General features: G+C 38.2%; 13 protein-coding genes. 7 read left to right on the top strand and 6 right to left on the bottom strand.

All coding sequences use genetic code 11. The features are described from left to right. Nucleotides 1–339: 339 nt before the first annotated feature. From recR to ACZZZK_RS04980, 4 genes are all read left to right on the top strand, one after another. Entirely contained in the window at nucleotides 340–957 is a 618-nt protein-coding gene (recR, locus tag ACZZZK_RS04995; protein ID WP_265802055.1) for a recombination mediator RecR, read from the top strand. Beyond that, complete coding sequence (locus ACZZZK_RS04990; protein ID WP_463483176.1) at nucleotides 957–1,688, top strand: phosphatidylinositol-specific phospholipase C/glycerophosphodiester phosphodiesterase family protein; 732 nt, start codon at nucleotides 957–959, stop codon at nucleotides 1,686–1,688. The genes recR and ACZZZK_RS04990 overlap by 1 nt, the downstream gene beginning before the upstream one ends. Before the next feature lie 38 nt (nucleotides 1,689–1,726). Further along, nucleotides 1,727–2,545: an SDR family oxidoreductase gene (locus ACZZZK_RS04985; RefSeq protein ID WP_463483175.1), complete on the top strand. Its 819-nt coding sequence runs from the start codon at nucleotides 1,727–1,729 to the stop codon at nucleotides 2,543–2,545. Between the two features lie 223 nt (nucleotides 2,546–2,768). Continuing rightward, nucleotides 2,769–3,608, top strand: coding sequence for an alpha/beta hydrolase (locus ACZZZK_RS04980; protein WP_463483174.1), 840 nt, complete (start codon nucleotides 2,769–2,771; stop codon nucleotides 3,606–3,608). A gap of 15 nt (nucleotides 3,609–3,623) precedes the next feature. Here the strand turns inward: ACZZZK_RS04980 and ACZZZK_RS04975 are convergent, their stop codons facing one another. From ACZZZK_RS04975 to ACZZZK_RS04965, 3 genes are all read right to left on the bottom strand, one after another. Beyond that, a complete protein-coding gene (locus tag ACZZZK_RS04975; RefSeq protein ID WP_463483173.1) occupies nucleotides 3,624–4,202 on the bottom strand; it encodes a PhnA domain-containing protein in 579 nt (192 codons plus the stop codon). Nucleotides 4,203–4,974: 772 nt separating this feature from the next. Beyond that, nucleotides 4,975–5,892, bottom strand: a complete 918-nt coding sequence (gene ctlX / locus ACZZZK_RS04970; RefSeq protein WP_463483172.1) for a citrulline utilization hydrolase CtlX — start codon at nucleotides 5,890–5,892, stop codon at nucleotides 4,975–4,977. A gap of 70 nt (nucleotides 5,893–5,962) precedes the next feature. Further along, entirely contained in the window at nucleotides 5,963–7,411 is a 1,449-nt protein-coding gene (locus tag ACZZZK_RS04965) for an arginine deiminase family protein (protein WP_463483171.1), read from the bottom strand. Nucleotides 7,412–7,733: 322 nt separating this feature from the next. On the opposite strand from ACZZZK_RS04965, the gene argS reads away from it, so the two are divergent. The 3 genes from argS (at nucleotide 7,734) to ACZZZK_RS04950 (ending at nucleotide 11,079) form a co-directional block, all read left to right on the top strand. Beyond that, the gene (argS, locus tag ACZZZK_RS04960; RefSeq protein ID WP_463483170.1) at nucleotides 7,734–9,506 is read left to right on the top strand and encodes an arginine--tRNA ligase; all 1,773 of its coding nucleotides are present in this window, start codon (nucleotides 7,734–7,736) and stop codon (nucleotides 9,504–9,506) included. 155 nt (nucleotides 9,507–9,661) lie between these two features. Next, a complete protein-coding gene (locus tag ACZZZK_RS04955; protein ID WP_463483169.1) occupies nucleotides 9,662–10,426 on the top strand; it encodes a sulfite exporter TauE/SafE family protein in 765 nt (254 codons plus the stop codon). Between the two features lie 8 nt (nucleotides 10,427–10,434). Further along, on the top strand, nucleotides 10,435–11,079 hold the full coding sequence (locus ACZZZK_RS04950) for a DNA-3-methyladenine glycosylase family protein (protein ID WP_463483168.1): 645 nt from the start codon (nucleotides 10,435–10,437) through the stop codon (nucleotides 11,077–11,079). Between the two features lie 68 nt (nucleotides 11,080–11,147). Here the strand turns inward: ACZZZK_RS04950 and ACZZZK_RS04945 are convergent, their stop codons facing one another. From ACZZZK_RS04945 to ACZZZK_RS04935, 3 genes are all read right to left on the bottom strand, one after another. Further along, nucleotides 11,148–11,348, bottom strand: coding sequence for a hypothetical protein (locus ACZZZK_RS04945; RefSeq protein WP_056849847.1), 201 nt, complete (start codon nucleotides 11,346–11,348; stop codon nucleotides 11,148–11,150). 71 nt (nucleotides 11,349–11,419) lie between these two features. Continuing rightward, nucleotides 11,420–11,938, bottom strand: coding sequence for a protease (locus ACZZZK_RS04940; protein WP_463483167.1), 519 nt, complete (start codon nucleotides 11,936–11,938; stop codon nucleotides 11,420–11,422). Between the two features lie 16 nt (nucleotides 11,939–11,954). Further along, the gene (locus ACZZZK_RS04935; RefSeq protein ID WP_463483166.1) at nucleotides 11,955–13,079 is read right to left on the bottom strand and encodes an AI-2E family transporter; all 1,125 of its coding nucleotides are present in this window, start codon (nucleotides 13,077–13,079) and stop codon (nucleotides 11,955–11,957) included. Between the last annotated feature and the right edge of the window lie 116 nt (nucleotides 13,080–13,195).

The raw sequence follows: 13,195 nt of genomic DNA, 5'->3' as shown, positions 1-13,195 counted from the left end.
TTAGTCCCGTCCTTCGCTTTACTCACCCGAAAAAATCGGGTTTCGTGCCCACTTCGGCCGGGTTTAAATTACTTCGGTTTACCTTACTATTTCAAACCTGACAGGAGCGGAAATCCTTTTGGTTGCAGCAACCTTGGATATGCGGTCATGCTGAGGTACGAAGCATCTGCCACCGATGAAACAGATTCTTCGTTCCTCAGAATGACAATGTTTACCAAAAGATTGCAGCAAATGGCAGGACTGATGGAGCCTAAGAACTACGGGTATTGCTTTCCAAAAAAATAAATTTGTCTTGCTTTTGACAACATTTTTTATCAACCATTTTGTATATTTTTGTGCATGAATTTTTCATCCAAACTGCTTGAAGATGCGGTAAACGAATTTTCGAAATTACCGGGTGTTGGGCAAAAGACGGCGTTGAGATTGGTTTTGCACCTTTTAAATAAGGAACAGGAGGAGGTTAACCAGTTTGGAAACACATTAATTAAGCTTAAGCAGGAAATTAAAAACTGCAGCATTTGCTATAACATTTCCGATCATACGATTTGCGAAATTTGTACTTCGCACAAGCGTGATAAGGAAACGATTTGTGTTGTAGAAGACACCAGGGATGTGATGGCAATTGAAAATACCGGGCAATATTTCGGTGTTTACCATGTTTTGGGCGGTTTAATTTCTCCTATGGATGGTATCGGACCAACAGACTTATACATTGATGGTTTAGTGCAAAGAGTTTCAGCTGGTGATATTAAGGAAGTGATATTGGCACTGAGTCCGAACATGGAAGGCGATACGACACTTTTTTATCTTTACAAAAGATTAAAGGATTTTAACGTCCCTGTAACTACAATTGCCAGAGGCATTGCTTTTGGCGGAGAATTAGAATATACAGATGAGATTACCTTAGGCCGATCGATTATTACCCGTGTGCCTTATGAAACTGCAATGATGAAATAATGGCAAAACAGTTTATTATTTTATTGGTAGCCATCGGATTCAATTTTGCTGTTATCGCACAAGTTAAAATCCATTCTCATAATGATTACACGCACAAACGTCCTTTTTTTGAGGCCATTGAAAATAAAGCGTTCTCAATTGAAGCTGATGTATTCTTGATAGGCGATTCATTAATGGTGGCGCATAGCAAGAAAGAAATAAGAGCTGGTAATACTTTAGAAAATTTATATCTCAAGCCGCTTTCCAGGTTTTCCAAAACGAAAGATTATTACACGATCCATCTGGTAATTGATATTAAAGATGACTGGAATTTAACTTCCAAAGCTTTAATCAAGACGCTAAAAAAATATCAAAAAGATTTCGGCAGGCAGGGAAGAAATTCAGTTGTGGTCATCACTGGTAATCGTCCGGAAACTAATTTCGACTGGGCCAATTTATACTTTGATGGATTGCCAAATTTTAACTACTCTGCCGCAGATTTGCAGAAAATCGTAATGATCAGCGATAATTTTGCGAAATATTCGAAGTGGAAAGGGGAAGGAGAGATTTCAGAAATAGACAAAGCGAAATTGAAATTATCGATTGATAATGCTCATAAATTAGGATTACCTTTTCGCTTTTGGGGCGCTCCAGACAATGAAACTTCTTGGAAAATGCTTCGCGAATTGGGTGCAGATATCGTCAACACCGATAAAGTGGCCGAGGCAACCCATTATTTTAAAATGAATTAGAAGGGGTCAAGTCTTGATTTCCTTTACTAGATACTAATATGAACCTAAAAGATAAAGTAATCATCATTACAGGCGCATCGAGCGGAATTGGAAGGGCTTGTGCTGAAGAATTTGCTAAACGTGGCGCAAACCTGGTTTTAGCTGCCCGCCAATATGTTACGCTATGCGAAATCACAGCAGAGCTAGAAAAAAAATATGGCATTAGAGCGGTTGCCGTTCAGGCGGATGTAAGTAAAGAAGCCGATTGCGAACTAATTATCAAACAAACGTTGGTTTCTTTCCAAAGGATAGATATTTTGGTGAACAATGCAGGCTTATCTATGCGTGCCTTATTTAATGATTTAGATTTATCGGTACTGAAAAATTTAATGGATGTTAATTTTTGGGGTACGGTTTATTGTACAAAATACGCCTTGCCAGAGATCTTGAAAGCGAAAGGAACCGTTGTTGGCATCTCATCAATAGCAGGCTATCGCGGTTTACCGGGAAGAACAGGTTATTCGGCATCAAAATTTGCTATGAATGGCTTCATGGAATCTTTGCGTACCGAACTTTTAAAAACCGGTGTAAATGTTTTAGTGGCCTGCCCGGGATTTACAGCTTCCAATATTCGTGTAACCGCCTTATCAAAAGATGGAGCCGCACATGGTGAAACGAGCATGGATGAAGGCAAAATGATGACTTCTGAAGAAGTAGCAAGCATAATTGCTGATGGAATTGAAAAACGCAAACGAACACTAGTAATGACTGGTCAAGGTAAGTTAGCGGTTTGGATGAACAAGTTGTTCCCGGCTTTTGTAGATAAAAAGGTTTTTGATTTATTTGCGAAAGAGAAAAATCCATTGATTAAGGCTTAATCGCGGATGGGTGCGTAGGGAATGGGAGCAAAGGGAATAGGAAATAGTGAATAAGAAATAGCAAATGGCTAATAGGAAATAGTTAATGGCTCCAAAATAGCGCACAACTCGACTTGAAAACCTAATCTATTCCCCATTTCCTTATTCCCTTTTTTATCGAGAATAAATCTGTATGAACAACAATTTCGTTTATTCACCATTGAATCGTTAGATCATTTTCGGCATGACAAAATACTTCCTTTTACTAATGTTCTTGTTTCAAGCCCTTATAGCTTCAGCACAAATAAAAACAGCCAAAAACATAAATTATGCTGGCAATGCCGAAGAAAATAACACGCTAAATATCTTTTATAAAAATGATAGTGTTAAAAATAAGCCTGTTTTAATCTTCATACATGGCGGATCTTGGAGCAGTGGAAAAAAGGAAACGTATTGGTGGCTTGGTAGAAATTTCGCTAGAAAAGGAGTGGTTACGGTCATTATTAATTATCCTTTAGCACCTGAAGCGCAATATCAAAAAATGGCTAATGACTGTGCTTTGGCTGTGAAATGGGTGAAGCAAAATATATCGCAATATTCCGCGAGTGAAGAGAATATCTTTGTAATGGGCCATTCTGCTGGTGCCCACTTAGGCGAACTGATTAATTCAGATCCACAATATTTTCAACATGCTGGAATCAAAAATCCTATTAAGGGCGTGGTTTTGAATGATCCCTTTGGACTCGATATTTTTGAATATTTAACCGAAGCGGAAAAGGATGATTATTATTTCGATTTTTTGAGAACATTTACCGATAAACCCGCGGCTTGGAAGTTGGCGTCTCCCTTAAACTACGTGAATAATATCAAAAACCCACATTTGCTTCTATACGGCGGAACAACTTATAATGCCATAAAGATTCAAACGCCGAGACTTTCCCAAAAATTAAAAGCCAACAAAGTTTCTGTAGAAATGAAGGAAATTAAAGGCAAAAGCCACGTTCCAATGATTAGTCAGATGATATTTGGGGGCAATGATTTGTACAAATACATTCTTGAGTTTATAGCGAACTCATCATTGTAATTTGATGACGATTGACTAGCCTTTTCTTAAGTATTTAGTCAAAATCACAATGGTTTGGCCTTCAACTTTCCCTTCAATTTGTTCAGTATTATCATGAACCAAACGAATGTTCTTCACAACTGTGCCTAATTTTGCACTTAAAGTCGAGCCTTTAACATCCAAAGTTTTAACCAGGACAACAGTATCGCCTTCATATAACCGAGTTCCATTGCTATCCTGATGAAATTCGACAGCTCCATCCATTTCATGATCGCCTGTTTTTTTTGCCCACTCCAACGTCTCATCTTCCAGGTATAAGATATCCAAACTATCTGATGCCCAACCTTCATTTCTCAATCTGCTTAGCATTCTCCAGGCCACCACTTGCACAGGTGCAAATTCTGACCACATGGTTTCTGTGAGTATTTTCCAATGGTTGGCATCTAACTGTTCTGTTTTTTCAATTTGATTTAGACAGGTTTTACAAACTAAAATGCTGTTATCGCTATTGGCATTGCTCATTGGAGGAACTTCATAAACACTTAGACTATTCTCTGATGTGCAAAGTTCGCATTTGTTTCCCGAGCGGGTTTGTAATTCTTGTGCTAAAGACATATTGATTATAAATTTTCGGCGAAAGTACTAAAACTATCTGTAATTAATTGTGGTATGAACTGCATTGTATCTCGGCTGGTGAAGACACCAGCTGATAGCGTTTTAAATGCGGTCGTCATTGCGAGGTACGAAGCAATCTTACAACTAAAGTTTTGTCTTTCTGTCGCATTGGGATTGCTTCGTACCTCGCAATGACGTGTAGGTTAGAGATTAGCCCGCAGATTTAAATAATTTACGCAGATAATACAGCGATCTGCGTAAATCTCCGTAATCAACGGGAAATAAATTAAGCGAAAATTAATTATAGTTTAAGGCGGTCGTCATTGCGAGGTACGAAGCAATCTTACAACTATGGTTTGCCTTTCTGTCGCATTGGGATTGCTTCGTGCCTCGCAATGACGTGGAGGTGAGCGGGAAATGAATTAAGCGAAAATTAATTTTAGTTTAAGGCGGTCGTCATTGCGAGGTACGAAGCAATCTTATAACTATAGTTTTGCCTTTCTGTCGCATTAGGATTGCTTCGTACCTCGCAATGATGTGGAGGTGAGATTAGCCCGCAGATTAAAATGATTTACGCAGATAATACAGTGATCTGCGTAAATCTCCGTAATCAGCGGGAGATAATCATGCGAAAATAAGCTATAGTTTAAGGCGGTCGTCATTGCGAGGAACGAAGCAATCTTATAACAACAAGTTTGCCTTTTGTCGCATTATGATTGCTTCGTGCCTCGCAATGACGTGGAGGTGAGCGGGAAATAAATTAAGCGAAAACCTATTGTGATTTCTCCGGTAAATGAATTTCTGCTAACATACACCTTGCGCTGCCGCCACCGTTTTTTTCAATGGTATAAATCGGTGCATAAATAATTCGTGAATATTTTTCTAAGGCACTGATTTGATCCTTTGTTAATGATAAATAGGCCTGCTCTGACATTACCAACAGACTTTCGCCTTGTGCGTTAGATACCTGTAACATGTTTCCAGCAAAGTGATTCATTTGATCATAACTAATGTTAATAATTTCCTTATTAGTTAGTTTAAGTACTTTGCGGACAAAATCGCGTTCATACAAATTTGCAATTGAATCAAAGCAAATAACAGCGAAACAATCTCCGATGCACATCATCACGTTGGTATGGTATATTGGAAATCCGCTCGAATCAAGAGCGTTAAATATAACTGATTTGTACCCAGCCAACTGACAGAAATTGTTAAATGCTTCTACTTCTGTACGAATGCTTAGGCAAGCGTACGCAATTTTGTTAGCACGATCCAAAACCATGCTGCCTGTACCCTCAAGAAAAATATTCGCAGTTTCGTAGAAACTTAAATCGTTCACATTATTTACCTCAAATTTTTCTGTCAATCCATCCAATATTTCTTTTCTGCGCTCTAATCTTCGGTTTTCAGAAAACATGGGGTAAAGATAAATCGTACCATCATCATGAAAAGAAACCCAATTATTAGGGAAGATAGAATCTGGTGTTTCAGGTTGTAAAGTATCATCTACAACGGTAACATCAACATCGTTTTTTCTCAACAGATCTACAAAACCATCAAACTCTTTTAAAGCCTGGCTTTGTATATCACTTTCAGTTGAGGCTACCTGAAATTTATTATTGCCCGCAGTTTGCTCATTGAATTTAAAATCAACCGGGCGAATCATTAGGAGGTGATTGGTTGTCTGCATAGGAGTTAAATTGTAAAGTTAAAAGTTTAAAAATTCTCGACGTAGTGTTTTTACTTTAAACTTTTTACTTTCAACTTAAACGGTCTCTCAATATCGGTAAACTCATACAGTGGAAACCTCCACGGGCACGAGAAAGCTCTGCTGATGGCATTAAAATTAAAGTATCGGTGATGGTTTCTGCATTTACTTTGCCACTTTCCAAATCCTGAATTAAATCTTTCACATCAACTACATCAAAACCAGCTGCTTTAAATGCTTCTACAGTTTTATCGTTTCTATCGTAACCCAAAACAACACCTTCTTTTATTGCCAGCAAGTTACAGGAATCCGTCCATTGCTCTCTGGAATCGTATGGGAATTGGTTATTTCCGCTGTAAATGATTTTGGTTGGCTCACTGCTCTTTAAATCGTTCTGACTAATATCATTCAACAAAGCCTCTACGTGTTCAAAATGTTTTGGTTCTTGCGGATTTCCCTTTGTAAATTGAATTGCAGTTGTGGCTTCCAATTTTTCGGGCTCCTTTAAAAAATTTATCGGTTCGTATGGATTGTATTTAGGTGAATGGGCAATAGAGTTCAGGATAACCCAGGTATTGCGTTTAACTTGCGTAAAAACGGTGTCTAAGTGCATGTAATCGCGTTTGCTCGGGATTTTCACCACCGTTACTTTTTCTACCACATCATTATCAAACAACAATTTTATCGCCTCGTTTGCGCCATGCTCAGAGGTACGCTCGCTGCAACCGATCAACACATGGTTTTCACTTACCATCATCACATCGCCACCCTCCAGGGTAGTGCTAAAAGCCGGTTCATCGCCTGGGCGCAGGAAATGCATGGTAACATCAGGAATCTCGAGCACCTTATTTTGATAGTCGGCAAATAATGGATGGTTGAAGAAAATATAACGCATCAGAAGCGTTTCGCGAACGCGGGCTTTTTTTGCCGGTTTGTTTAATAAAATGTGGTTATTGATCGTTGTACCCACATCTCGAGTGAAAATCAAATTCGGAATAGGCGCAAAGATCATCGTATCGTTGGCCAAAGTTCCGGAAATAAAAATCTCCGCCAATTCCTTCGGATCAGTATTCGTCAATTGCATTTGCACCTTGTAAGTACAACCTTCAATGGCACAAACAGCAGCCACTAATTTTTTGCGGATAGATTCGTTTTCCAACATTTCACTTAATAGATTTTGAATTTCTATTACTGAATTTGAGTTGTGAAAATCGGGATGATTGGGTTTGTAAAAATTTCTGTTTCCTTCTTCCGAATCTATTAGAGCAAGCTTTCCTTTAATTTTTTCAGGATCTAAGAAATACATCAGGAGTTTAATGTAATAATCATATTCGCCCTTTCGGATAGTATCGAGGTGGACAATATCTTCAAAAAGCCAATCTTGCGCTTTTGATGGAACCACTTTCCCCAATCCGCTATCTGGACTATGAATTAACAACTTACGCAATCTGCCGATTTCGGTGTTTACGCTCACTTTAAAATTTGGATTTTGCTCGCTCATAAATAAGTTAGTTATTGCAAATCTATTAGAAAAATTTAGATATGAGAATGGTGAGGAGAGATTTGGTAGCAGCTTGGATAGCGAAGCTTGTTTCTTGCAAAAGTCTGACAGCTAAAACCTCATCGCAGCGGCAGCTCCCTATTTTCTATTTTTCATCGAAATCAATCGGGACTACAGCGCCCGCCTGCCGGACGGCCAGGGAAAGCAAGGCCATAGAAACCGATGAACACAACAGCACCTTTCCAAAAAACTAAAATTTAACCTGCTTTTGAACTTCGGACTTCCGCCTCCTGACTTCGGACTTTTTTCTTATTTTTACGCCATGAATTTTATTATTTCCGAAGCGCAGAAAGCCATCCTTGAACTTTACAAGGAAGAAGTTGCTGAAAGCCTGATCAATATACAAGAAACCCGCAAAGAATTTGAAGGCCAGGTAACCATAGTTGTTTTTCCGATTACCAAGATATCTAAAAAATCGCCTGAGCAAACTGCAAACGAAATTGGTGAATATCTGGTGGCTAACGTAGAAAACGTAACCAAATTTAACGTAGTGAAGGGTTTTTTGAATTTAAGCATCGCTGAAAGCTACTTTTTAAATCAGTTTAATGATGAAATCTTAGCACCTGATTTCGGCGTTTATCCATCCAACGGTAAAAAGGTAATGGTAGAATATTCTTCGCCAAATACCAATAAGCCACTTCACCTGGGGCATGTTCGTAATAATTTATTGGGTTATTCGGTTTCCGAATTGCTAAAAGCCTATGGTTACGATGTAGTAAAAGTTAACCTGGTTAACGATCGCGGCATTCACATTTGCAAATCAATGCTGGCCTGGCAAAAATGGGGTGATGGAGAAACGCCTGAAAGTTCTGGTTTAAAGGGCGATCATTTAGTCGGAAAATACTATGTGATTTTCGATAAGGAATACAAAAAAGAAATTGAAGCTTTAAAAGCAGAAGGACAAACCGAGGAAGAGGCGAAGAAAAATGCACCATTGATTAAAGAAGCACAACAAATGCTTTTGAAATGGGAGCAAGGCGATGAGGCGGTGGTTACACTTTGGAAAACCATGAACGAGTGGGTTTATGCAGGCTTCAACGTAACTTATAAAAACCTTGGTGTAGATTTCGACAAGTTTTATTACGAAAGTAATACCTATCTTTTAGGGAAAGATACCGTTGATGAAGGACTGGCGAAAGGTGTTTTCTTCAAGAAAGAAGATGGTTCAGTTTGGATTGATTTAACGGCTGATGGTTTAGATCAGAAATTGGTTTTACGTGCTGATGGTACTTCGGTTTACATTACCCAGGATTTAGGAACAGCAGAGATGAAACACGACGATTTCAATATGGATGAGTCGATTTATGTGGTTGGTAATGAGCAAGACTATCACTTTAAGGTGTTATTTTTAATCTTGGAGAAATTAGGTAAAAGCTGGGCTAAAGGACTTTATCACCTATCGTATGGTATGGTCGACTTACCAAACGGTAAAATGAAAAGTCGTGAGGGAACGGTGGTGGATGCTGATGAATTAATTGAAAGCATGGTGACCACTGCTCGCGAAAAGACCGAAGAACTGGGTAAAACAAATGATTTCAGTGAAGAAGATAAGGCATCTTTATATCAGAATATTGGTTTAGGCGCCTTAAAATATTTCCTTCTAAAAGTAGAACCTAAAAAGCGCTTATTATTTAATCCTGCGGAAAGTATCGATTTCCAGGGAAATACGGGTCCATTTATTCAGTACACGCATGCGAGGATTAAATCTTTACTTGCTAAAGCGGAATATACGGCTAAGTCAGCAAGTCCGAAGGATGGAGAAATGTTGCCTGTGGAGTTAGAAATGATTCTTTTGTTGGCAAAATATCCGGCAGAAATTGAGATTGCTGCTAAAGCTTATAGTCCGGCGAGTTTGGCTAATTATTTATATGAATTGGCGAAGTTGTTTAACAAATTTTATCACGAAGTGCCTCCAATTGTTAAAACCGAAGCAGGAGAAACTAAACAATTCCGTTTGAACTTAAGCAAGAAAACAGCTGATATCATTCATTCAGGGATGTTGATTTTAGGGATTACTTCGCCGGAAAGAATGTAGGATAGGAACTAGGAAATAGGAAATTGAGAACAGGGAATTGAGAATGGGAAATAGGGAATAAAATTAAGAAATAGAAAATAGGGAATTGGAAATTGAGGTGGAAGAATCAACGGGCATTATGATCTTAAAATCCTTAAATCCCTTAATCCTGATCAATGATTAATGAACTGGTATTGCTTTGCTTGGTTGCTTTTGCAGCAGGTTTTATAGATGCTATTGTAGGTGGCGGTGGGTTATTACAAACTCCTGCCACCTTATTAATTTTACCTCATTATCCCGTAGCTACATTACTCGGAACAACTAAAATTCCATCGATCGCAGGCACCACTTTAGCAGCTTTCAAGTATTCAAAACAAGTAAAATTTAATTTGAAAGTATTGGCGGCCTGTGCCAGCACTGCTTTTTTTGCCGCATTGCTTGGGGCCTTTTTAGTAAGCCGGATTGATAATTCAGTCATTAAACCCATTATTTTGGTGGTGCTGGTTCTTGTTGCACTATATACCTATTTTAACAAACAATTTGGTAACCATCAGGAGAAAAACCATACTGTTAAACAGCAGGTTTTAATGGCAGCTATTTTTGGGTTGCTTATTGGCTTTTATGATGGTTTAATTGGCCCTGGCACAGGTTCTTTCTTGATTTTGGTTTTTATTGCAGTTTTAGGTTTTGATTTTATTGGCGCCAGTGCTCATGCCAAGATTGTAAATATTGCAACCAATTTGGCGGCAATAATCTATTTTAGTTCTACCGGTCATATCCTCTTTCAATATGCCATACCAATGGCTATTTTTAATTTGGGCGGTGCTTATTTTGGCACAAAGCTGGCGTTGCTAAAAGGAAATAAATTTGTACGAATATTTTTCTTAATTGTAGTTTTCGGGACGATATTGAGGTTTGCGTATGATATTCTTTTGCGGTAATTTGCTTTATGTTCGAAACTTTTAATCAACATAATTTTTATGAGTTGTGCGACAACCTGGCCAGCAAAGATCTGGAATTGTCAAGCGTTTTAGCAAAATATGGTTATCCACCCTTTTGGACGAGGCACAACACTTTTGAATCATTGGTTCATATCATTTTAGAGCAGCAGGTATCTTTGGCGTCTGCGCTTGCGGCTATGCAAAAGCTTAAAGCTAAAATTGGAGCAATCACTCCTGCGAATTTCCTTACACTCAACGACCAGGAATTGAAGGCTTGTTATTCCAGTCGGCAGAAGACCGTTTATGTGCGTGATCTTGCCGAAAAGATTGGCAGCGGTCAGTTAGATCTTTCACAATTAGAAAAACTTCCTGATCATGAAATTAGAGATCGACTGAGAAAAGTAAAAGGTATCGGAGATTGGACTGTAGATATTTACCTGATTTTCATTTTGCACCATACCGATGTTTTTCCTACGGGTGATTTAGCTGCAGTCAATGCTTTGAAAAGTTTAAAGAAATTCCCAAAAGATACAACTAAAGATGAGTTGTTAAGTGCGGTAGCAGACTGGAAACCTTTTCGCACCATCGGACTAATGATGATTTGGCATTACTATCTGGAGGAGCGGAAACCTGCTAATAAAAAGAAGATTTAAAAAAAAGCACCGCTTGGTTAAACCAGCGGTGCTTTGTGTATTCCATCCTAATGACTAATGACTAATAACTAGATTCCAAGATCTTCTTTAGCATAATCTGCACGTGTTTCGAATTCACGTTTGTAGCCTTTTGCTTTTTCTACCCATTCAGGTGCCTGATCTTTCAAGTCGTCTACAATAGATTTACCCGTAATTGGATCTTTTTTCGTCACATATTTAAAGCCTGCATATACTGCGGCACCAATTATTGCTGTTTTTAATAGTCCCATTTTATTTTCGATTTAATTTATCAATATAACATTGGACTAACAGTAATGGTTTTAATTACAACGAATTAAAATTATTTTACAATGTTGAGTTGTAAACTGTCTTTAATCACTATCCCACTGATATTAGCCGAATTATATTTAACGGTGTACTTACCGCTTTTGTCAATGGTAAAAGCATTATTTAAGTCGAAATCGACACTGGTGCTATCACCAGGTTTCAAAGTGATGTAACTATCAGCCGGAGGTGGCATTACCCTTTTGGCCATCGCACCTTTATAAGCTGCCTCCGTTCCATCTTCCATGGTAACATCAACATATTTACTTATCAGGTTTTCGAAAGGGGTATGCCATTTACAGAATTTTGCAGCGGTATCTGCATTGTTGTAAACGGTAAATTTTATATTAATCGGCTGACCGATTTTTGATGTCGATAAAAGTGCCATTTTTCCGGTTATCGCATCTGCCGGAGTATTGGCTGTTTCATTTACAGTCATGGTGTCTGTTTTCTTCTGATCAGACTGTTGATTGGAAGAACTGCAAGCGGCTAATATCATAGTGCTCACGCATAGGATTGTACTTAATTTTCTCATTTATAATAATTGTTAACTATTCTTTTTCTGTGCCGCCTTTAACCGGAACGGGTTTCTTTTTCCGGAAAGATGGAAACGTCATTGGGCTTCTGGCAGGACGTTCATCGCCCAATAAAACACCCCATTGTTTAAACATTTCTGTACGATCGAAAATAATTTTCAATACCGCAACAATTGGTAAAGCTAAGAACATCCCTGAGATTCCAGCAACGCTACCTCCAATAAATACTCCAAGAATAGAGAATAAGGCATTAATTTTAACTTTTGAACCCACAATTCGTGGCATTAAGATATTATTATCTAAAAACTGGACCCCAGCGATAACACCCAATACTGTAATTACAGGCCATAATTCTTGCGAAGAAGCCAAGGTTAACAATACACCGATCACATTCCCAATTAAAGCACCCACATAAGGAATCAGGTTTAATATCGCGAAAACTACTCCAATGAGCAGTGCGTGTTCAATACCAATTAGCATTAAAATTCCACCCAGTAAAACCGTCATATAGGTCACCTGGATTAACAAACCAACTAAATAGCTTTTAATGATCGATTCGGTTTCATAAATAGCCTCTTTCACTTTTGGGTGATGATCTGGCTTGAACCACATAAATATAAAACGCAATAAAATATCTTTATAAAAAAGCATCAGATAAATGTAGATGGGTAACAGGCCGATAAACACGAAAATGCCACTCAAAGTAACCGCTGCACCACCTGCCAGCGAGGTACCCATATTCATCATGTCATCACTTTTATCCTGAATAAAGGCCTTTTGTTCTTTAGCATCATATTGCGAAATTCTACTAATCCAATCGCTTAAAGAATTAATATGCTGCGTAACGTTATTTTTAATTTGAGGAAAATCTTTAACCAGTATTCCGATTTGGTTGGAGAAAAACCATACAATAAGCGCCACGAATATGGCAACCAGTAAAATGGGTAGGATGATTGAAAAGGTTTCCGGAACTTTTTTTCTCTTTAGGAACCGATAAATAGGTAACAGCATAATGCTGATAAAAAATGCCATCAGAATAGGCATAATAATATCGCGACCAATTACTAAAACGGCTACAAGTGCCATTAAACCCAGTAATTCTATTGATCGCTTTACAGTTAGAGGTATATTATTCATCATAAATGGTTGTTCCGATTTGAGGATTAAACAGCATGAAGATAAAAATGTTTTTAAATTAAACTGATCAGCAGTAATCTTCTAAATGCTGAAATGATCTGTCATGAAATCAACTTCAT

This window comes from Pedobacter sp. AC163, assembly GCF_979258665.1.
The sequence above is the reverse complement of the archived record's forward strand: the minus strand, read 5'-3'. Positions and strand labels throughout refer to the sequence as shown.

Excerpts from the sequence above, each read along its gene's own strand:
- recR (WP_265802055.1), top strand. The coding sequence starts at position 340 with ATGAATTTTTCATCCAAACTGCTTGAAGATGCGGTAAACGAATTTTCG.
- ACZZZK_RS04990 (WP_463483176.1), top strand. The coding sequence starts at position 957 with ATGGCAAAACAGTTTATTATTTTATTGGTAGCCATCGGATTCAATTTT.
- ACZZZK_RS04985 (WP_463483175.1), top strand. The coding sequence starts at position 1,727 with ATGAACCTAAAAGATAAAGTAATCATCATTACAGGCGCATCGAGCGGA.
- ACZZZK_RS04980 (WP_463483174.1), top strand. The coding sequence starts at position 2,769 with ATGACAAAATACTTCCTTTTACTAATGTTCTTGTTTCAAGCCCTTATA.
- ACZZZK_RS04975 (WP_463483173.1), bottom strand. The coding sequence starts at position 4,202 with ATGTCTTTAGCACAAGAATTACAAACCCGCTCGGGAAACAAATGCGAA.
- ctlX (WP_463483172.1), bottom strand. The coding sequence starts at position 5,892 with ATGCAGACAACCAATCACCTCCTAATGATTCGCCCGGTTGATTTTAAA.
- ACZZZK_RS04965 (WP_463483171.1), bottom strand. The coding sequence starts at position 7,411 with ATGAGCGAGCAAAATCCAAATTTTAAAGTGAGCGTAAACACCGAAATC.
- argS (WP_463483170.1), top strand. The coding sequence starts at position 7,734 with ATGAATTTTATTATTTCCGAAGCGCAGAAAGCCATCCTTGAACTTTAC.
- ACZZZK_RS04955 (WP_463483169.1), top strand. The coding sequence starts at position 9,662 with ATGATTAATGAACTGGTATTGCTTTGCTTGGTTGCTTTTGCAGCAGGT.
- ACZZZK_RS04950 (WP_463483168.1), top strand. The coding sequence starts at position 10,435 with ATGTTCGAAACTTTTAATCAACATAATTTTTATGAGTTGTGCGACAAC.
- ACZZZK_RS04945 (WP_056849847.1), bottom strand. The coding sequence starts at position 11,348 with ATGGGACTATTAAAAACAGCAATAATTGGTGCCGCAGTATATGCAGGC.
- ACZZZK_RS04940 (WP_463483167.1), bottom strand. The coding sequence starts at position 11,938 with ATGAGAAAATTAAGTACAATCCTATGCGTGAGCACTATGATATTAGCC.
- ACZZZK_RS04935 (WP_463483166.1), bottom strand. The coding sequence starts at position 13,079 with ATGATGAATAATATACCTCTAACTGTAAAGCGATCAATAGAATTACTG.